The organism is Desulfatiglans sp., assembly GCA_012513605.1.
Lineage (GTDB): Bacteria > Desulfobacterota > DSM-4660 > Desulfatiglandales > HGW-15 > JAAZBV01.
Window position 1 is genome coordinate 11,455 of record JAAZBV010000155.1, and the last position, 19,434, is coordinate 30,888.

Below are 19,434 nucleotides of genomic sequence, written 5' to 3' on the forward strand. Positions count from 1 at the left end.
TTCGCGTGGTTCGCGGTTAAAACACTTCTCTTAATCCATACGTTTTTTAAAAAACCTTATTGCTCCCATAAATACCAGCACACCCAAAATAAAAAGCCCTATAAACTGCGGCCACAGTACATCCATACCCACCCCTTTTAAGAACACGCCCCTTATGATAACAAGGAAATACCTTAATGGGTTCAAGAGCGTCAGCAATTGTACAAATAGAGGCATATTCACTATGGGGAATATGAGCCCGCTCAGCATGAAAAATGGGAGTATGAAAAAGAATGTTGTCATCATGGCCTGCTGCTGGGTGCTTGAGATGGCAGAGATAAAAAGTCCGATGCCAAGGGTGCTCATCAGGAATAAAAGCACACCAAAAAAAAGAATAAACAGGCTCCCCTCTAAAGGCACCCTGAACCAGAACAGGGCAAGGACTATCACCATGATCATCTGCACAAATGAGATGACTGCATAGGGGATGGTCTTGCCTGCAATAAACTCCATTGGTTTAATGGGCGTAACAATAAGCTGCTCCATGGTGCCCGCCTCCTTTTCCCTGATAATGGCAAGGGATGTAAAGAGTAGTGAGATAAGCATGACCAGAAAGGCAACAATACCAGGGACAAAAAAGTAGTAACTATCCAGATTGGGGTTGTACCATGTCCTGGTTCGCACATCTATCCTGCCGTAACTCATATCCCTTAACAGGCGATCCCTGATCATCTTTTTATTGAACCCGTTTAAGAGCATACTTATATATGCCATCCTTGTGGCGGATATGTTGCTCATGCTGCCATCAACAAGTATCTGTATATCTGATGTATCTCCTTTTTTTATCTTCTCACTGAAATCGGGTCTTATCTTCAGGCAGACATGCACCTTTCTCTTTAGCAGGTATTCCTCCAGTTCATGATCATTCTCTGCAACATGTGTCACCCTGAATGTCCTGTTTCCATTGAACTCGTCAAGTAGCATCCTGCTTTCGCGGGTATGGGCCAGATCAAGCACCGCAATGGTGACATCCTTTACATCAGTGGAAACCACATATCCGAATATGATCACCTGCAATAAAGGGGCAACAAAAAGGAGGGGCCGGTTCTTTTTTTCCCTGAAGAGCTGTATAAATTCCTTTCTAATGAGTTCCCTGATACAGGTGAGATTCATTTACAACCCCTCTTTTTTGAGTTTTTTAAAGGTAAGAATAAAAAATACAAGGAACATCAGCATCAATATCAGGTAGTCTTTCCACAGGTAGGTTAGTCCTATATTCCTGAGATAGAGCCCATTAAGTATATCTATGAAATACCTGGCCGGTACTATGTATGATATTCTCCTAAGCATAAATGGCATGTTCTCGATAGGGAATACAAAGTCTGATAACATGAGGGCCGGAAGATATGATGTAAGAATGGCTATCTGGTTTGCAACAAGCTGGGACTTAACCGCTACGGATATAAAAAGCCCCATAGCAAGAGCAACCATAATGTATAATGTTGAGGCTATTAACATAAGTATGAAACTGCTTTTTATCACAACCCCGAAGAGTATCTGACCCATGAGCACAGAGACAAGTACGTTGGTAAAGGCAATGAAATAATATGGGATTGCCTTGCCCAGAAAAAACTCCTCTGCCTTTATGGGGAGTGACTTAATGGTCTCCATGGTGCCGTTCTCATATTCCCTTGCAATAACAAGAGAGGTGAGGATTACTCCCACAATCATGATTATAATGGCGATGATCCCCGGCACAATGAAATTGGTGCTCTCAAGCTCCTCGTTGAACCATATCCTGACCCTGCCGTTTACAGGCATATTAAGCCTCTCCATGCCTGTACGATTAAGAAAATCATTGAGGAGTGTGCTGTTATAATTTTCTATAAAGGATTCTATGTACCCCCTTGAAATGGTTGCATAGTTCGGGTCAGCGCCGTCCATTATGATCTGCACAGGGGAGTCATTCCCTGATTTTATCTTCTCTGAAAAATCAGGCGGAAAGACAATGGCTATTGTTGCGCTTCCTCTATCCAGGTATGAGGCAGCAGATGATACATCATCAGGATAACCCATAATATTGAAATATGGAGATGCATTGAGTTTAGAGAGAAGCTCCCTTGTTAAGGGCGACCTGTCATGATCCACAACCACCACACTTACATTATCCACATCCAGGCTCAGGGCATACCCGAACAGGAGGATAAGGAGCAAAGGCATAAGAAAGGCCATATAAAGGCTTCTAAAGTCCCTGATCAGGTGATAGAACTCCTTGCGTGCGATAGCTTTTATGTTTATTAAATTCAATTTTGATCCAGTTTATATTGAGAAAAAATTTCCTGTTGCATTACGTTTTAAGCTTTTCTCTTTTCTCTTTTCTCTTTTCAATTTTCTATTTGCTCTTTGCCCCTTGCGCCTTGAGCCTTGTGCCTTGTGCCTTTTTCTACTCCCTTTTCATAAGCCTTATAAAAACATCGTTCAGGTCTGCATCCTTTTTTTCCGGGCAGACATTCTTAATAACCTCAAGGGGCGCACCTGAAACCACTATTGTTCCATTATTGATCATCACTATACGTCCGCAGTTGAGCGCCTCGTTCATGTAATGTGTTGTTACAAATATGGTCATGCCCTTTTCTGAAAGGCCCTTTATGAAGGCCCAGAAATGCCTTCTTGTAACAGGGTCAACACCTGATGTTGGCTCATCAAGAAATATGATCTCTGGCCTGTGTATAAGCGCGCACCCAAGCGCCAGCCTCTGTCGCCATCCCTGGGGCAGGTCCCGTGTAAGCCTGTTACGCAGCTCTTTAAGGTCAGCCATCTCAAGCACCCATTCGGTCCGCTCCTGCCATATCGCCTGTGGCACACTGTAGACACCAAGGTAAAAGCGTATATTTTCAAACGGGGTCATGTCTTCATAAAGTGAAAACTTCTGGGACATATATCCTATGGAGTGTTTAATCCCTTCAGGGTTCCGAATGATATCATAACCTGCCACACTCCCCTCACCCGATGTGGGTGTTAGTATACCGCAGAGCATCCTTATGGTAGTGGATTTGCCAGCGCCATTTGGGCCAAGGAATCCAAAGATCTCCCCCTTTTTTACAGAAAAGGTGATATTCTTAACAGCCGTAAAGCTGCCGAACCTCTTTTCAAGGTCTTTCACTGTAACAATATCATGATTCATGTTAAGCTCGCATGGATTCATTTAAAAAGTATTTCTCCGTCTCCTCCCTGGCCCGCAATCCTGTCACGTCGAAGTCTTTGACGAAGACGGAAGCCTTGGCGTCGGTGGCCGTGCACTTGTATGGTTGAAGTGACAAGCTAAAATTGAACCGCAAAGACGCAAAGGACGCCAAGGAAAACAAAAATATTTATTGATAACATACTAAAAAGATTTTCTCCGTGTCCTCCCTGGCCCGCCATAGCCTTGGCGACGGCGGCCGTGTCCTCCGTGGTGAATACTATTTAAGTATTTCCACATCCTTTATTCTTTCTATCACCGCCTCTTCAAGATCTGGAAATCCCCGCTCAATGTTGACCGGGGTGTCAATCTCAAGTTTCCTTGCTTTGTGCATCAGGGCGATGCGATCGCATTTTTCCCCTTCATCCAGGTATGAGGTTGAAACCATTATGGTCATGCCCTGTTCCTTCATGCTGAAAAGTATATCCCAGAATTCCATCCTTGAAACAGGATCAACACCATTAGTGGGTTCATCCAAAATCAGGAGTTCCGGTTCATGCACAAGCACGCATGCAAGCCCCAGCTTCTGCTTCATGCCCCCTGAGAGTTTTCCTGCCAGCCTATCAAGGAAGGGCATCAGGTTTGAAAACCCGAGATATCGTTCTAGCCGCCTTTTTCTTTCTTCACCGAATATCCCGAAGATATCCATGAAGAATTCCATGTTTTCATTTACAGTAAGGTCATGGTAAAGACCGAACCGCTGGGGCATATAGCCCATTATCCCCTTTACCTCCATCCTGTTGTTAACAACATCAAGACCTTTTATGGATATTTGCCCTGAATCAGGGGGGATCATGGTGGCGGCCATCCTTAGCAGTGTGGATTTACCTGCCCCATCTGAGCCTACAAGCCCGAATATCTCACCCTTATTCACAGTGAGGGAAATATTATCCACCGCTGTGACTGTCCCGAACCTTTTTGTTACATCTTTTATTAACACAAATGACATAGTATCCAGTCTCTACCTGATCCATGCATCAGCAGGCATACCTGTTTTGAGTTCCCATTCAGGATTCGGGAGCTTCACCTTTACAAGGTAAACAAGCTTTACCCTCTCCTTATGGGTCTGTATTATCTTTGGTGTAAATTCGGCATCAGGTGAAATAAACGCAACCCTGCCTTTGTAGATTTTGTCAGGAAAGGTATCGACCTTTACATCCACATCCTGCCCGTGCTTTACCCTGCCAATAGACTTCTCATCAACATAGATTTTGAGGTCCACCATGGAAAGATCAGCCATAGATATAACCTCCCTTCCGCTTGAAACCACCTCACCCAGTTCAACATTCCTCCCTGTAATAACCCCGCTGAATGGTGCCTTGAGTATAGAATATGAGAGCTGTATCTCTGCGAGTTTGAGTGCTGCTTCATTTGCCTTTACCCTGGCGCTAGCTGCCTCCACCTGTTTTTCCAGGGCATTGATCTTTTCAAGGCTCTTGCTAGCCTGATTAAGCTTTGCCTCTCCCTCTTTAACCCCTGCCCTGGCCGCTTCAACGTTTTCCTTCCTGTAGCCCTCAACAAGTTGAGTATAATTCTCCTTTGCCTGCTCATAACCCCTTAATCTACTGTCATACAAAAGGGTGGCATTATCCAAATCCTTTTCCGAGATGATCTTATCCTTGAAAAGTGATTCAGCCCTCTCCTTGTCTCTTAAGGCAATCTGCATTGCTGTTTCAGCAGAGAGCATTGCCAGTCTCCCCTTTTCAACATCCTGTGGCCTGTATCCTGTTTCAAGCTCTTTCAGGTTTGCCTTAAGGGCATCAACTCCAGCCTCAGCCCTTTTTACATCAGAGGGTAAAACACTCTTTGCCACTTCAAGCTCTACTGTAATCTGTTCCATTTCCTTTACTGATGAGGCAAGGGAGGCCTTTGCCTGATCAAGCCTAGCCTCAAATTCAGCCGGATCAAGGCTCATTATCTCCTGCCCCTTTTCCACACGCGCCCCTTCATCAGCATAAATCGCCGAAATCCTTCCTGTTAACTGAAATGCAATGTCCGCCTCTCTTGCCTCTACGATTCCGGAATAGAGGAGGTCATCATCTCCACTCATGATCTTGCTAATAAAAACCATGAAGCTAACAATAAGGAACAGTATGGCAAAAATAATCAGCAGGCTTTTTTTATCTACTTTCATTTCATAATCTCCAGAGGTTTATTGTTTTCTCTCATGCCTTTATTGCCCTTAACACAAGCATCTCAACCTCATCCACCGCTTCTGAAACGGATTTATCATTTAATGACCTCGCCTGTTCCGGGAGCCTTGCGAAATACCTTTTCCTTACGGGTTCTGTTGTTCTGAAAAACATCATAAAACCTACGATCATCATGTGAAGTATTACCGGGTTTGTATTTATAAATACCCCCTTGCTCACACCCTCGGTTAAAATATTTGCAGGTATGGAGAGTATAATTGCAAAGTCCTCTGCAACACGTTCGCTGATGTTTCCTCCACCTGATGCCAGTTCCCGCATCATGATACCAGGCAGATATGGATGATCCGCTATTGTGCTGGCCAACCCCCTGATATACATCTTAAGCTTTTCCTCAGGGCTGGCATCGTTAGGGATATTACCCTTTATTGCTGCACCTATTTCGCCGAACAGGCTATGGATCACCTCTGTATAAAGGGCGAGCTTGTCGCCTATCCGGTAATAGATCATTGCCTTGTTCAGCCCTGCCCTTTTTGCTATCTCATCAACCCTTGCGCCAGAGTAACCCTCTTCTGCAAAGACCGACATGGCCGCCTCATGTATCCTGTGTACCGATTCATCCCGCTTTTCTTTTAGTTCCATACAATTGCGATCTCCGTGGTGAAATATATATTTAACTTTTTAGTTAATCTATTTAGTTTAACAATTTTGTCAAGTTTTTTTATTGATATCCCAGAATGGAGTTGATTCTATTTATAAAAACGAATATTTTGGTATCTCCAATGTTTTTTAAAAATGACTAACTTTGGTTTTTAACCGCAAAGACGCCAAGGGCGCTAAGATTATTAATGCTTTCTTAAAATACTGAAAACTTTCTTTGCGACCTCAGCGTCTTGAGTGAGCGTAGCAAACGAGCGGTTAAAATAATTTTTAAAATAAGGATAAAATATGAAATTAGGAATAATAGGGGCGCCCCAGTCTGGAAAATCTACTGTATTTTCAGCGCTTACCGGCGCAAGGGGTGACACTGATACCAGAGGTGGAAAAAAGGATAACAGGATAGCATCTGTAAAGGTTATGGATGAGAGGATAGATTTTTTAAGCGATATGTATAATCCCAAAAAGACCGCCTATGCCTCCGTTGAATACCTGCTTCCATCGGATACAGGCTCAGGGTCGGATAATGCCATATGGAGTCAGGCAAGGGTGTGTGATGCACTCATACATGTGGTGCGAAATTTCCCTGATTTTTCAGGGGTCAAGCCCAATTCTGAAAATGAATTCAAAAAGCTTGAAGAAGAGATGGTGCTCAATGACCTTGTTGTTGTTGAAAAGCGGCTTGAGAGGATAGATGCAGACCTTAAAAGGGGCAAAAAACCCGATGAAGAGGAGCACAGGCTGGTGCTTGCATGTAAAGAGCTTCTGGAAAAGTGCATACCCTTAAGGACAAACCCTGAGATTGCCGCATCACCCCTTTTAAAGGGTTTTACATTTTTATCAGCCAAGCCCGAACTTATAATCATTAATAATGATGATGACAATGAGGCCCTTCCTGAATGGGCAGGTAAAGATCCTGGCATCGCTATTCAGGCTATGAGGGGAAGGCTTGAGATGGAGATAGCGGCAATGAGCGAAGAGGATGCAGAGATATTCCGCGCCGAATACGCTATTAAGGAGTCTGCACTTGACAGGGTAATCAGGGAATCATACAGGATATTAAACCTTATCTCATTCTTTACAACAGGTGAGGACGAGGTAAAGGCATGGACAATAAAAAGAAATACCATTGCCCTTGAGGCCGCAGGTGAGATACACTCTGACATCCAGAAGGGTTTTATAAGGGCAGAGGTGCTTGCCTATGATGACCTCATAAAGTATGGCACTGTAAAGGATGCAAAGGCAGCCGGCAGGGTAAGGCTTGAAGGCAAGGAATATGTGGTTGCAGACGGGGATATTATTAATTACAGGTTTAACGTGTAAACGGTTTGCGGCATGAGGTTTTCGGTATACGGGAAAGCCAAATACCCAAGACCGAAAACCGTAGACCTGAAACCTGAAACCTGTTTGTATTAGCAATAACATTATTATACTTATAATTGAGAGAATAACATGAAGAAGATTAAAGTTGGTATTATCGGCGCTGGTGGTTACGGCGGATGCGGGGCAATAGAGATACTTAGTGAACATCCCAATGTTGAACTCTGTGCCCTTATGGCAAAACATGAAACAGGTAAACCCATAAGTGGTATTTACCCTCACCTTAAAGGGTTTTGTGACCTGATGGTTTATGAACCTGAAGACCCGAAATGCCCTGATGATTTTGATGTTGTATTCTACTCAACACCTGATGGGGTTGGGCAGAACAATGCAAAAAAGTGGCTGGACAAGGGGATAAAGGTGATCGACTACAGCGGCGATTTCAGGTTTGATAACCCTGACATATATAAAAGTTACGCCAGAAGGATAGGAAAGGCACAGGATCATGCCTCACCGGAACTCCTTTCAAAAACCGTATATGGTCTTGCTGAGCTGCATCGTGATGAGATAAAAAAGGCAAGTATTGTCGGCAACCCCGGCTGCTTTGCGGTAAGCTGCATACTTGGGTTAGCGCCAGCAATAAAGGCATCCCTCATAGATTTCAGCTCAATAATCTGTGATGCAAAGACAGGCGTTTCAGGGGCTGGTAAAACCCCCAAACCCACATTTCATTATCCTGCAAGGTATGATGCAATGAATGCATACAAGGTATCAGGGCATCAGCATGTGTTTGAGATAGAGAGGGAGCTGGGGATCATTGCAAATAAAGAGATAAAGATAACCTTTACACCGCATGTGGTGCCGCTTACAAGGGGCATACTCTCAACAATATATGGCAACCTGACAGGGTCAACGGATATAAACTATATCCTTGACGCATACCGAAATTTTTATAAGGGTTCCAGATTTGTGAGGGTATTCGGCCCTGAGACAGCCTTAACAAGCACGGATGTAAGGGGCAGCAATTTCTGCAACCTCTCAATAAATGTGGATGAGAGGACAGGTAAACTCATAGTGGTGAGCTACATCGATAACCTTATGAAAGGCCAGGCAGGAAGCGCTGTACAGAACATGAATATCATGTTCGGGCTGGATGAGACAACTGGACTCCTCAAAGTTGGGAGATTTCCGTAATAAAAACGGTTTACGGTTTTAGGTTTGCGGTTTAAGGTAAAAACCGAAGACCTTACACCTCAGACCGTAAACCGTAATCAAGCCTTGGCATTAACATTAATAACCAGCACTGCTATAAAAAAGGGGAAAATATATAAATGTTAATCGACAGCCATGCCCACCTTGACATGGAAGAATTTCATGAAGACCTTGAAGCTGTAATAGAGAGGGCTGTGGAAGGTGGTGTTGAAAGGATCATCACTATTGGGATAGACCTTGAAAGCTCCATTAAGGCCCTTGATATTGCAAGCCGCCACAGTTTTATCTATTCAACAGTAGGCTTCCATCCCCACGACGCCGACAAAGTCACAGACGCGAGGCTTCTGGAATTGCAAAGCATTGCAAAAGAAAAGAGGATAGTAGCATGGGGGGAGATAGGGCTTGATTTTTTTAGAAACCGCTCTCCTAAAGAAAAGCAGATAGAGGCATTCAAAAAGCAGCTTGATATTGCACATGACCTTGATCTTCCTGTGATCATCCATAACCGCGATGCAGATAAAGAGACAATAGAGATACTGAAGGCGCACCGAAACGGTATCCATAAAGGAGTTATACACTGCTTTTCAAGCGATTATGATACGGCCCTTATCTTTATTGATATGGGTTTTTATATCTCGATACCTGGGGTCGTAACATTTACCAATGCCGCCAAATTAAAGGATGTAGCAAAGCGTATCCCCCTTGACCGCATGCTTGTTGAAACAGACTGCCCATTTCTTGCACCAGTTCCAAAGAGGGGTAAACGCAATGAACCCCTGTATGTTACCTATACAGCAGGGATGATCGCAGACCTGCGTGGCATGCCATATGAAGAGATAGCAGCAATGACCACCCGTAACAGCAAGACACTCTATAAAATCGCCTGATAACCATGAGCTTTCCATATATCTCAATAAATAATCCGCTTATACTTGCATCTGCCTCACCAAGAAGAAAGGAGCTGCTGAAACAGGTAGGGATTCCATTCAAGGTGGTCGAAGGTGATATTGATGAAAATGGTGAAGATGGCACCCCTTATGAGATCTGCGAAAGGCTTGCTGAAAAAAAAGCCCTTTCCGTTTATAAAGCGTCGGGCAAAAACTGGGTACTTGGCGCTGACACCATTGTTGTTAAGGATGGCATAATCATGGGTAAACCGGAGAATGCCGAAGATGCCGCTAATATGTTACAGCGCTTGAGTGCTGGTGACCATGAGGTTATTACAGGGTACTCTATTATCAATCCTGATGGAGGCCTTGCAGTAACAGCGCATGTTACTACAACAGTCACCTTTAAAAGACTCACACCAGAAGAGATAAACTCCTACATAAAAACCAATGAACCCTTTGGCAAGGCGGGCGCATATGCAATCCAGGAGATAGGGGCATTTATGATAACAGGCATAAATGGCTCATACAGTAATGTTGTTGGGTTGCCGCTCTTTGAGGTAATAGATTCGCTTGTAAGGGCTAAGGCATTAGAGAGATTTCCATCTTTTTTCTTTCCTTAGCAGGTCACTATCGAGATATAAGCTGAGATCAAACAGAGGCAATTTTATTCAAAGAGCTGGAGTTTAAGTATGTCTTTCATGAGTTTAAAATGTTTATCAAAAGTATAAATGTTACAATGATTTTGCTTTGCATTTTGCGCAATTATCAAATCAGGAATACCAATCCCGTTTAGCCCGTTTTTTAAACATTGAAATTGGGACTCCATAATTTGATCCCAGTTAATTGATAGATCTAATTTGTTAATTTCAGATAATAATTCTATTATCTTTCGCTGGTTTTGTACTCTTAAAAATGGGACCAATTCGGCCAGTATAAGATCGTTAATAACAATGAGGTTTTCATCAAATAAGAAATCAAGCTTTTCAGAATTCTTTCCACTTCTGAAATATTCGATCCATATAGATGTGTCGACTAATACCGACATTTACGCCCTCTAATGGCGTTCATATCGATATCTAAATCTACTTTGCCCTTAAAATCTTTCAATCCTGAAATCTTTGACTTCCTAATTAATTCTTCTAAAGCTGTAATTATTACTTTGGTTTTTGTATTAATTTGAGCAGCTTTCATAGCCTCATCAATCAAATTTTCGGGCAAATCAAGTGTTGTTCTCATCATTAGCCTCCTCATTCGTTATGCATAAAAATATTATTTAATGCATACAATGTCAACATTATTGCCGAACCCTTACTCTTGTATTGCAAGAGCTATTCAGTGACCCTTTAGTAAACTTGCATAATATTCCTATTATTCCTTTTTGTCTGCCTTCCTTGCTATAATCCTGATAACCGAATCATTTTCACAGTAGCATTGACAAACAACCAGTAGATTTGATTTACGCCCAAACTCTCCCATTAACCATAAGAGGAATGTATGTAGATCAACCTGAAGGGCGCGGTGCCCGGTTTACATTTTAAATCCGCCTACATGGTGGTCACCCTTAGCAAATAGTGAAACAATATACTTGGATAAAACCACTAACAGCACTAAACATACGAAAAGATTCCTATATTTCTGAAAAATCAATCAAATATTTTTACTTCCTTACCAACATCACCTATTTTTGTAATCTGATAGAAAAAGCAGTAAATCATGAATCACAGTATACCTGTTAAATTTATACTCCAAGAAATCATATATAAAGGGCAACCAGGGGAATAATCATACTGGGTTTATCACTAGATGGGGTCGTTTGATACAGAGTCTGTTTCTATTGTGTCTATTGTCTCACCGGCAATATTTTCAATCAAATAAAATTTCACATTTTTGTTTTCAGTTTCAATGCGCATTACGGCAATATGAGTTCTAAAGCCGGCAGGAACTGATACAGGCTCATCAGTTTCCAGTCGCTTATTATATTTATTAAAAATCGGATGGCCCGATTTGGCTGCAAGATCGATAAATGACTTGTTTTCCGGTTTCATAAATACAAAAGATATTCCCAGAACAAGCAATGCAACTATGGCAAAAGCAGATGCCGGTTTAAATTTGGGAGTAGAGAATAGGCCCCTCTTTTTCTCAAGGTTTTCCAATTTTTCTCTTAAACCGTGTATGCCTCCCTCAGGAGGGGCAATATTATCAAACAGGTTTTCAAATCTAATATTATTCATAATTACACCTGACCATACAGTCTGTTAAACCTTTCTCTCATAATACTGATTGCCTTGTTTCTTCTTGAACCTACAGTTCCTGCCGGAATGCCAAGCGCTTTACCTGCTTCATCATAGGACATATCGGAAAATTCAGTTAAAAGCACTGTTTCCTTAAGCTTTGAAGGCAGCCCGTCAACCACCTTTTTAAGCAACAGCAATTCTTCCTTTTTTATAAGGCTGTTTGTATTTTTTACCTCAGGCTCTTTTAAATGACCATCCAATGATAAGAAGGTCAATATTCGTTTCCTCCTTAAAAAGCTCGAGGCCTTATTAATACAGATCTTATAGATAAGAGGCTTTACAGTGGCCATATCAATACGATCTCTGATCTTCCAGATTTTTACAAATGTCTCCTGAACAAGATCCTGTGCCTCTTCTTTATTCCACACATATCGAAAAACCACATTAAACAGCGGTTTTTCGAGTTCAATGTAAAGGCCTTCCAGATGACTCCTTGTCAATGTTGAAGGTTTTTCAGCCATTGACCGGTTTTATTTTTTAGTTTCAGCAGAAATTATGTAATATACGTCTACTTCTTCAACATGCTTTTCTTCATCTTTCAGAGGAAGAAAAATAGATACCCCGCGAAATTCCTGCCTCATTTGACCCAGTACGACCAACTCACCGCTTTTGATTGTAATCTTTGTACGAAGGCTGCTGTCTTGCATTAGAGAATATCTGTCTTTTTTTTGATTAATCCATTTGATAGTTGGTTCAACAATCACAGAACCATCATGATATGCATAAAGCATTTGGCTGATTGAAATATTGGCGCCAACAAGACTACTACCTGATCTCTGGCCCGATGAAGTCGTTGCAACATGATCAAGCAGTTTAAACTCCATAGGGCCCTGTTTGTTTTGAATTGTATCAAGGGCAGGTTTTATCGCCCCGAATTCATCCAGGTTTGAGGGGGCCTCCGATCTCCTGCCCGCAACCATCCAGTAATGAACTTCCGCTAAAGGCGTCGGGCCGGGATTATTCCTGCTTAGCCTTTCAATATACTCTTCCACTCCTGAATGAAAGCTTTCCGGGGCTGCAACCATTATCTGGCCGTCTGATGATATCTTTACCTTTCCGGCGGCCTGCTCGCCTTCTTTTACTGCCAGAAGCCCATATAAATCATTATAAATGTCTCTTTCTAAACCGATAGGGACCTTATATGTTTTTAAAACCAGAGAATCCTGAGCTTGTGACGTCTCGCTTTTCTGCTCATTACATCCCATAATAAAAACAATACACAAAACAGCAATCAATCCTGATAACGTGCTTATTTTACTTTTCATTTGTTAATCTCCCCTCATTAATGATTTGGTTTCATGACTGTTCATATTTTTTACTGCCTGTTTTTAATACTCCCGGGCAACCTATTTCTTCATTTTTTATTAAAAATATTTTAAATGAAGAAGTGTGAAAGAGATAAGATTATAAATCAATCAAATATTTTACTATTTTACCAACACCACCTGTTTACAACCAACTGGTAGTGAAAGCCTCAGGCGCAATATATATGAAATAAAGACCTTTCTTGAATAGAAGATAAAACAGGATATTGACATCCTATAGTCTCTTCTCTATATTCCCGCCATTAACAAAAAATAACAAGGCCAATAAAACATCACTATGAGTTCAACTACCAAAAGCCAGATTTCCAGGATGGTGGCTAAAATTAGGCAGCTTCACAGCCAGGGTGAACCTCTTAACCTGACAGCTGCAAAACGCCGCTTTCCTGACCTGGTTGAATCTGCATTTGCGGTTAAACCCTTTCTTGGCTGGCGAAAACTGCTGATTGCAACAGGGATCGACTACAAAGATATTGAGCGGGAATACCTTGATCACGTTGTCTGCAAAATCTGTGGCAAAAAATTCAGTATCCTTACCGGACACCTTATGGGAACACACTCCATAACGCCTGAGGAATATCGTAAGGAGTATCCCGGCGCCGAACTGATGTCTGAAACCCTTCGCATTGCACGAAGAGGAGTTAAACAAAAACCGATTAACCTTAAAACCACCCTGCCTCACTGGGAAGAACTCTGGACACCTGAATACCTTCTCGACCGCATTGAAGACTATCGTGAGCGTGGAGGTCCGATCAACTTTTATTCAATACAGGCCCATGACAGATCTACTACCGATGCTGCAATTCGTTTCTATGGAAGCTGGGACGCTGCTATAGCAAGGCTTGGAATCAATCCGGATGAGAACCGGAAGCAGGTTCCCTGCATCAGACTTTCCGATGAAGATGTGATAAACAGCCTGAAGAATCGCCAAAAAAAAGGTTTGCCTTTAAATGACCATGCAATTTATACATCGGATCTCCGGCTTTACAATGCTGCACGCCGAAAGTTTGGCTCATATCCAAAGGCGCTTAAGGCCGCTGGTATTGATCCCAAAAAAGTATCACTGAGAAACCAGTATACTGATGAAGAGTTGAACAAGGTTATAAAAGCAGCACACAGGATTAGCAAATTGACCGGTGAAGCGCGCCTGGAAGCCCTCCGAAAATTTAAGCAACGATACCGATCCATAGTTATCGTAAAATATAAAAACTGGAAAAACTTTGCCATTAAAGTCGGGTTGAACCCGGAAAAGTTATCTTTGTACGAACAGGAAGAAGATCTGATAATAGCCATCAAAAAGCTCCCTTCCAACATGACTGCGGGCAGGCTATTCAATGAAAATAGATTTCTCTATGGTAAGATATGGTACAGGTTTGGTCCGGTATCCACTGTCCTTAAAAAATACCATAAGATTAATCATGTTCTGAGGAAGAGCGGAAAAAATAAAAATGAAGGCTTTTAAATAAGACGCCGCTAAAAATGTGCATCATGCACATGAGATTGTGCATTTACTCAAAACTATTTTCCCTAACAAATCCTCTACCTAAATCGTTTCATGTAGATTAAACAGTCAGAAAACTTGCTATTACTGGATAACTTTTGCTTTTATCTTTTAAAAGTATATGTTTTTCCTCTGTGGCATGATGTTTGTAATCAAAAACAGGCTATAGCGGTTTCGGCTGAAGGCTGTTAGAAAAAACCTAATAGTCTTCAGTCTCAACCGCTCCAGACTGCTTCAAAAAAAGGAGAAAACAATGCGAGATCATAAAAAACTCAAGGCTTTTCAACTTGCAGATGAGGTTGTGTTAAGCATTTACAAGTTAACAAGGTTATCCCCCAAAGAAGAACTATTTGGCCTGACATCCCAAATGAGACGTGCTGCTACCCAAAAGACTTTATTATTTCTATTATGAATTCCATTACTATTCTCTTTAATTGCTAACATATTATTGACCGGCATAGTATCAGGGTATTAAATGCTACTATATTCAGACATTTTTTTCATTTTGATACTGCTTGAAATGCTCCTACGCATTGTAACATTTCATGCTGCCTTATCATCAATAATCCGAAATATAAAATTAACCGGAAGTATGAATGGGAAACTGCCGGTAAAGCTCAATTTAAATCTTTTTGTTAAGGCTGTTTTTAAGGCCCAGTTATTATTCAAAAAGCTATAATGTATGGCAACAGGTTTGGGGTAAGGTGTTTTAAAAGTTTCAACCCCAATTGATAATTTGAGGACCCCTATTCTCATATTTATTTGATCAAGATTGGGCATCCCACAATAGGTGAACAGCATCAGAAACTGGTAGTGGAAGAAGAACCCTCCTTTAAAGGAGGGTTCTTCTTCCATATAGATTAACCTATTTTACAGCCTTTTTAAGGGTCTCAACCATATCGGTCTTTTCCCAGTTGAACTCGGGAAGCTCCCTGCCAAAGTGCCCGTAGTTGCTTGTCTTGCGATATATCGGTCTTAAGAGGTCAAGCTTTTCTATAATAGCAGCAGGTCTCAGGTCAAACTCCTTCTGAACTATCTTTGTTAATTCAGCGCTTGGTAAAACGCCTGTACTGTATGCGCCTACCAGAACTGATACAGGCTCTGCCCTTCCAATGGTATAGGCAATCTGAATCTCGCATTTTTCAGCAAGCCCTGCTGCAACTATATTCTTGGCGATATAGCGGCACATGTAGGAGGCGCTTCTATCCACCTTGGATGGGTCCTTGCCTGAAAATGCCCCTCCGCCGTGGTACCCAAATCCGCCGTATGTATCCATTATTATCTTCCTGCCGGTAAGCCCGCAGTCACCCAATGGACCGCCGACAACAAACCTGCCGGTTGTGTTGATAAAAAACTGTGTCTCCTTTGTAATCATTTCCACGGGGATAATCTTTTTGATCACCTCTTCAACTATGGCCTGCCTCAGGGTATCATAATCCACATCCGGGTCATGTTGGGCAGCAATAACTACTGTATGAACACTCACGGGCTTACCATCAACATACTGGATTGTCACCTGGGTCTTCCCGTCCGGCCTGAGCCAGGGAAGCTTGCCTGATTTGCGCACATGAGTAAGCCTCTGGGCCAGGTTATGTGCAAGATAAATGGGCATGGGCATAAGTACAGGTGTCTCTTTGCATGCAAACCCAAACATAAGCCCCTGGTCGCCAGCTCCCTGCTCCTTAAAGAGCCCCTTTCCATCTACACCCTGAGCTATATCAGGGCTCTGCTTGTCTATGGATGACAACACAGCGCATGTCTCACAGTCAAATCCCATTGCAGAGCCTGTATAACCTATACTCTTGATGGTATCCCTTACCACATCCGGCAGATCAACATATGCATTTGTGGTTATCTCGCCAGCGATCATGGCCATACCTGTGGTTACCAGGGTCTCACAGGCCACCCTTGAATACTTATCCTGTTCAAGCATCTTGTCCAGAATATGATCCGATATCTGATCCGCAACCTTGTCAGGATGCCCTTCAGTAACTGATTCCGATGTAAATAAAAAATTTGCCTTTTTCATCAGAAACTCCTTTCTTTATTTAAATATAACAACATTTATTAACCGATATTTATCAGGCAGTTATCAATAAGCCTTGTACTACCTACCTTAACAGCCAGTGCAAGCAGGCTTTGTTTCTTAAGAACACTAATATCCTCTAAGGTATCAGGGTCGCATATATTTATATAATCTATATTTGTAAAGGGAAATGATAGTATCAATTCACTGATTGATGCAATGATGTTTTTGCTCTCCCTCTCACCCTCTCCAGCGAGTCTATTGGCCATATCCATCGCCTTTTTAAGGCTCAATGCTGACTTTCTTTCTTCCGGGTTTAGATATTTGTTTCTGGAACTCATTGCCAGGCCATCAGGCTCCCTGACTGTAGGCACACCGATTATCTCAATATCCATGTTAAGGTCTTTTACCATGCGCCTGATTACTGCTAACTGCTGATAATCCTTCTGACCGAACACGGCCATATGGGGCTTTATGATATTAAAGAGCTTGGCAACCACTGTTGTTACACCTTCAAAATGGCCGGGCCGGGATCTGCCGCACAGATGCCTTGTAATATTATCTACCCTGACCACACTCTGAAAACCCGCAGGGTACATCTCATTCACAGGGGGCATAAAAACCATATCCACCCCTTCACCCTTTGCCTTTTTCAAATCCCCCTCTGTATCTCTGGGGTATTTTTCAAAATCTTCATTAGGCCCGAACTGAGTCGGATTCACAAACAGGCTCATAACAACAAAATCAGAGCGTTTTCTCACCTGCCTGATCAGCTCAAGATGCCCCTCATGCAAAAAGCCCAGTGTCGGGAAAAGCCCTATCTTTTTTCCTGAAAGCCTTATCCCCTCTGACCTTGCCTGCATCTCTTGTGCTGACTCTATGATTTCTATTATTGATTCTATTCCCATAACCTACTTTCTCGAACTTGCAGGCACATAATACTGCACCCCGGATTTTATTTTATTTATTTCATTAACAAGGTCTTCAAAGTCCTCTTTGACATTTACAAAATCTATCTCAGATGCATTGATAACGAGCAGGGGAGAATCAGTATAATGGAAAAAATAATCATTAAACAGCCTGTTGACCTTATCCAGGTATTTCACATTAATAGAGCGCTCATAATCCCTGTTTCTTTTCTTTATACGTTCAACAAGCACCTCTGTTTTGGCCTGTAAAAAAACAACCAGATCAGGCGGTTTTATATTCTTTTTAAGTATCTGATACATCTGGTCATACAGGTAATACTCACTCTCATCAAGGTTGGCCTTTGCGTATATCCTGTCTTTATCAAACATAAAGTCGGTAAATACCGGCCTTTTAATAGGATCAAGTTTATCAAGTTCAAGGGAATGCTGATAACGCCTCATCAGAAAAAACATCTGTATCTGAAACCTGTAGTGTTTCGGATTTTTGTAAAATTTGCTTAAGTATGGGTTATCCTCAGTATGTTCCAGGAGCTCCTGGCCATTCATATGCTGGGCCAGTTTTTTAACAAAACTGCTCTTTCCAACACCAAGAGGCCCCTCTATTACAATATGATTATTAATGGCTGTTCCCTTTTTAAAAAAGCTAAGTTTAAATATACGTCAGAACATGAAGAAAGACGAAATCAATTAACATTGACAGCACAATTTGTCAAGGAACCTTAACCCCCAAAACTATCTATTTAACAGGGTTTATAATTCATTCTACCATGAAGCTGGAAATCGCTTGACATGGCAGCTAATTCCAACTATTACGCTTTCAAATTCCCTGATATCAGAGATAATTTATTAGGCATTAATGCCATAAGGACATTTAGTTTATGACTGAAAACTTGGCAAAATGGTACGCTGTTCACACAAGAAGCAGGTTTGAACAGAAGGTATATGACGGTATTTTCGGTAAATCCATTGAGGTGTTTCTGCCCAGGATACAGGTAATGAGCAGGAGGACAGACAGGGTAAAAAAGATAATGGTGCCCCTGATCCCCGGTTATGTGTTTGTAAACAGCGCGCTTGCGCCTGATGAACACATAAACATCCTTAAAACGCCCGGCGTGGTGCAACTGGTAGGTTTCAAGGGAAAGCCCGTGCCTGCAAATGATGAAGAGATCCAATCTTTGATGATATTGAACGGCACTGACCGGACAGTCCAGAACAGAGAATTCATGAAGACTGGTGACAGGATCAAGATCGTGAGCGGCCCATTAAAAAACCTCACGGGCTTTTACCTGCATCATAAGGGACAGAACGATAAGGTTGTCGTATCTGTTGAGCTGATAAACAGATCCATGGAAATAGCCATTGAAGACTGGGCGCTTGAAAGGATTGAGTAACCTTTACCTCTTATTGCGGCCCTATTCCTTTATGCTCTCCAGCCGGGCCTGGAGCTTTTCAGCCTTATCCACCATTCCCAGCACCTCGTTGCATTTAACCATGTTCTCCAGTATGCCTGCGAGCTGAGGATGATCCTTTCCAAGAAGGGCCTCTGCAATCTGTAATGACCGCTCATAAAGCGCCTCTGCCTTCTCATACTTTCCCTGGTTGATATATAGCAGCGCTATATTATTTAAAGATGCAGAGACATAGGGGTGCTCCTCACCATATGTTTTTATTGCCACCTGCAAGGCCTCTTCAGCCACCTTTATGGCCTCTTCGGTCTTACCCTGTTTATAGAGTGTTGCAAGCCTTGCATTGAGCTTGTTGTATAGTTCTTCCTGCGCAACAGCTACCAGGCTAAAAGAAGTTACCAGGATCACTATTAATGCGATTTTTAATAATGCTCTCATATCTGTCTCCTCCTTTTTATCAAGAAGTTATCAGGTTAAAGGCTATGATGTTTTAGTGATCAGTTACCC

Annotated in this window: 23 protein-coding genes; 7 read left to right on the plus strand and 16 right to left on the minus strand. The window is 42.1% G+C overall.

The genetic code is table 11. The features are described 5' to 3' along the window. Positions 1-30 precede the first annotated feature (30 nt). The 6 genes from GX654_21260 to GX654_21285 form a co-directional block, all read right to left on the minus strand. Entirely contained in the window at positions 31-1,152 is a 1,122-nt protein-coding gene (locus tag GX654_21260; GenBank protein NLD39393.1) for an ABC transporter permease, read from the minus strand. Then, entirely contained in the window at positions 1,153-2,286 is a 1,134-nt protein-coding gene (locus GX654_21265; GenBank protein ID NLD39394.1) for an ABC transporter permease, read from the minus strand. A gap of 136 nt (positions 2,287-2,422) precedes the next feature. Further along, positions 2,423-3,163 (minus strand): ABC transporter ATP-binding protein, encoded by a 741-nt coding sequence (locus GX654_21270; protein NLD39395.1) that lies wholly within the window; start codon positions 3,161-3,163, stop codon positions 2,423-2,425. A 277-nt stretch (positions 3,164-3,440) separates the two neighbouring features. After that, on the minus strand, positions 3,441-4,169 hold the full coding sequence (locus GX654_21275; protein ID NLD39396.1) for an ABC transporter ATP-binding protein: 729 nt from the start codon (positions 4,167-4,169) through the stop codon (positions 3,441-3,443). A 12-nt stretch (positions 4,170-4,181) separates the two neighbouring features. Further along, positions 4,182-5,354: an HlyD family efflux transporter periplasmic adaptor subunit gene (locus tag GX654_21280; protein ID NLD39397.1), complete on the minus strand. Its 1,173-nt coding sequence runs from the start codon at positions 5,352-5,354 to the stop codon at positions 4,182-4,184. Between the two features lie 31 nt (positions 5,355-5,385). Continuing rightward, a complete protein-coding gene (locus GX654_21285) occupies positions 5,386-6,012 on the minus strand; it encodes a TetR/AcrR family transcriptional regulator (GenBank protein NLD39398.1) in 627 nt (208 codons plus the stop codon). A 306-nt stretch (positions 6,013-6,318) separates the two neighbouring features. On the opposite strand from GX654_21285, the gene ychF reads away from it, so the two are divergent. The 4 genes from ychF (at position 6,319) to maf (ending at position 10,069) form a co-directional block, all read left to right on the plus strand. Then, on the plus strand, positions 6,319-7,350 hold the full coding sequence (ychF, locus tag GX654_21290; protein ID NLD39399.1) for a redox-regulated ATPase YchF: 1,032 nt from the start codon (positions 6,319-6,321) through the stop codon (positions 7,348-7,350). 129 nt (positions 7,351-7,479) lie between these two features. Then, complete coding sequence (locus GX654_21295) at positions 7,480-8,541, plus strand: N-acetyl-gamma-glutamyl-phosphate reductase (protein NLD39400.1); 1,062 nt, start codon at positions 7,480-7,482, stop codon at positions 8,539-8,541. A gap of 137 nt (positions 8,542-8,678) precedes the next feature. Beyond that, positions 8,679-9,446 carry a TatD family hydrolase gene (locus GX654_21300; GenBank protein NLD39401.1) on the plus strand — a complete coding sequence of 256 codons (768 nt, stop codon included), beginning with the start codon at positions 8,679-8,681 and terminating at the stop codon, positions 9,444-9,446. Positions 9,447-9,451: 5 nt separating this feature from the next. Beyond that, positions 9,452-10,069 (plus strand): septum formation protein Maf, encoded by a 618-nt coding sequence (gene maf / locus GX654_21305; GenBank protein NLD39402.1) that lies wholly within the window; start codon positions 9,452-9,454, stop codon positions 10,067-10,069. A 44-nt stretch (positions 10,070-10,113) separates the two neighbouring features. Here maf and GX654_21310 read toward each other — a convergent pair whose 3' ends face one another. From GX654_21310 to GX654_21330, 5 genes are all read right to left on the minus strand, one after another. After that, the gene (locus GX654_21310; GenBank protein ID NLD39403.1) at positions 10,114-10,494 is read right to left on the minus strand and encodes a PIN domain-containing protein; all 381 of its coding nucleotides are present in this window, start codon (positions 10,492-10,494) and stop codon (positions 10,114-10,116) included. After that, positions 10,482-10,685: a type II toxin-antitoxin system VapB family antitoxin gene (locus GX654_21315; protein NLD39404.1), complete on the minus strand. Its 204-nt coding sequence runs from the start codon at positions 10,683-10,685 to the stop codon at positions 10,482-10,484. Before GX654_21315 ends, GX654_21310 begins: the two co-directional genes overlap by 13 nt. A 563-nt stretch (positions 10,686-11,248) precedes the next feature. Beyond that, complete coding sequence (locus GX654_21320) at positions 11,249-11,680, minus strand: hypothetical protein (GenBank protein NLD39405.1); 432 nt, start codon at positions 11,678-11,680, stop codon at positions 11,249-11,251. A 2-nt stretch (positions 11,681-11,682) separates the two neighbouring features. Next, complete coding sequence (locus GX654_21325) at positions 11,683-12,204, minus strand: sigma-70 family RNA polymerase sigma factor (GenBank protein ID NLD39406.1); 522 nt, start codon at positions 12,202-12,204, stop codon at positions 11,683-11,685. A gap of 9 nt (positions 12,205-12,213) precedes the next feature. Next, complete coding sequence (locus GX654_21330) at positions 12,214-13,008, minus strand: hypothetical protein (GenBank protein ID NLD39407.1); 795 nt, start codon at positions 13,006-13,008, stop codon at positions 12,214-12,216. 370 nt (positions 13,009-13,378) lie between these two features. Between GX654_21330 and GX654_21335 the strand changes: the two genes are divergently transcribed. Both GX654_21335 and GX654_21340 read left to right on the plus strand, forming a co-directional pair. After that, positions 13,379-14,527, plus strand: coding sequence for a MucR family transcriptional regulator (locus GX654_21335; protein ID NLD39408.1), 1,149 nt, complete (start codon positions 13,379-13,381; stop codon positions 14,525-14,527). 292 nt (positions 14,528-14,819) lie between these two features. After that, positions 14,820-14,978: a four helix bundle protein gene (locus GX654_21340; protein ID NLD39409.1), complete on the plus strand. Its 159-nt coding sequence runs from the start codon at positions 14,820-14,822 to the stop codon at positions 14,976-14,978. 131 nt (positions 14,979-15,109) lie between these two features. Here the strand turns inward: GX654_21340 and GX654_21345 are convergent, their stop codons facing one another. The 4 genes from GX654_21345 to GX654_21360 are packed head-to-tail and all read right to left on the minus strand — an operon-like array spanning position 15,110 to position 18,178. Next, positions 15,110-15,421 carry a hypothetical protein gene (locus tag GX654_21345; GenBank protein ID NLD39410.1) on the minus strand — a complete coding sequence of 104 codons (312 nt, stop codon included), beginning with the start codon at positions 15,419-15,421 and terminating at the stop codon, positions 15,110-15,112. Positions 15,422-15,431: 10 nt separating this feature from the next. Further along, positions 15,432-16,595: a methionine adenosyltransferase gene (locus tag GX654_21350; GenBank protein ID NLD39411.1), complete on the minus strand. Its 1,164-nt coding sequence runs from the start codon at positions 16,593-16,595 to the stop codon at positions 15,432-15,434. Between the two features lie 38 nt (positions 16,596-16,633). Then, positions 16,634-17,482 (minus strand): pantoate--beta-alanine ligase, encoded by an 849-nt coding sequence (locus GX654_21355; protein ID NLD39412.1) that lies wholly within the window; start codon positions 17,480-17,482, stop codon positions 16,634-16,636. Between the two features lie 21 nt (positions 17,483-17,503). After that, positions 17,504-18,178, minus strand: a complete 675-nt coding sequence (locus GX654_21360) for a deoxynucleoside kinase (GenBank protein NLD39413.1) — start codon at positions 18,176-18,178, stop codon at positions 17,504-17,506. A 221-nt stretch (positions 18,179-18,399) separates the two neighbouring features. Here GX654_21360 and GX654_21365 point away from each other — a divergent pair, with 221 nt between their 5' ends. Continuing rightward, positions 18,400-18,912, plus strand: a complete 513-nt coding sequence (locus GX654_21365) for a UpxY family transcription antiterminator (GenBank protein ID NLD39414.1) — start codon at positions 18,400-18,402, stop codon at positions 18,910-18,912. A gap of 21 nt (positions 18,913-18,933) precedes the next feature. Here GX654_21365 and GX654_21370 read toward each other — a convergent pair whose 3' ends face one another. Further along, a complete protein-coding gene (locus tag GX654_21370) occupies positions 18,934-19,365 on the minus strand; it encodes a tetratricopeptide repeat protein (GenBank protein ID NLD39415.1) in 432 nt (143 codons plus the stop codon). Between the last annotated feature and the right edge of the window lie 69 nt (positions 19,366-19,434).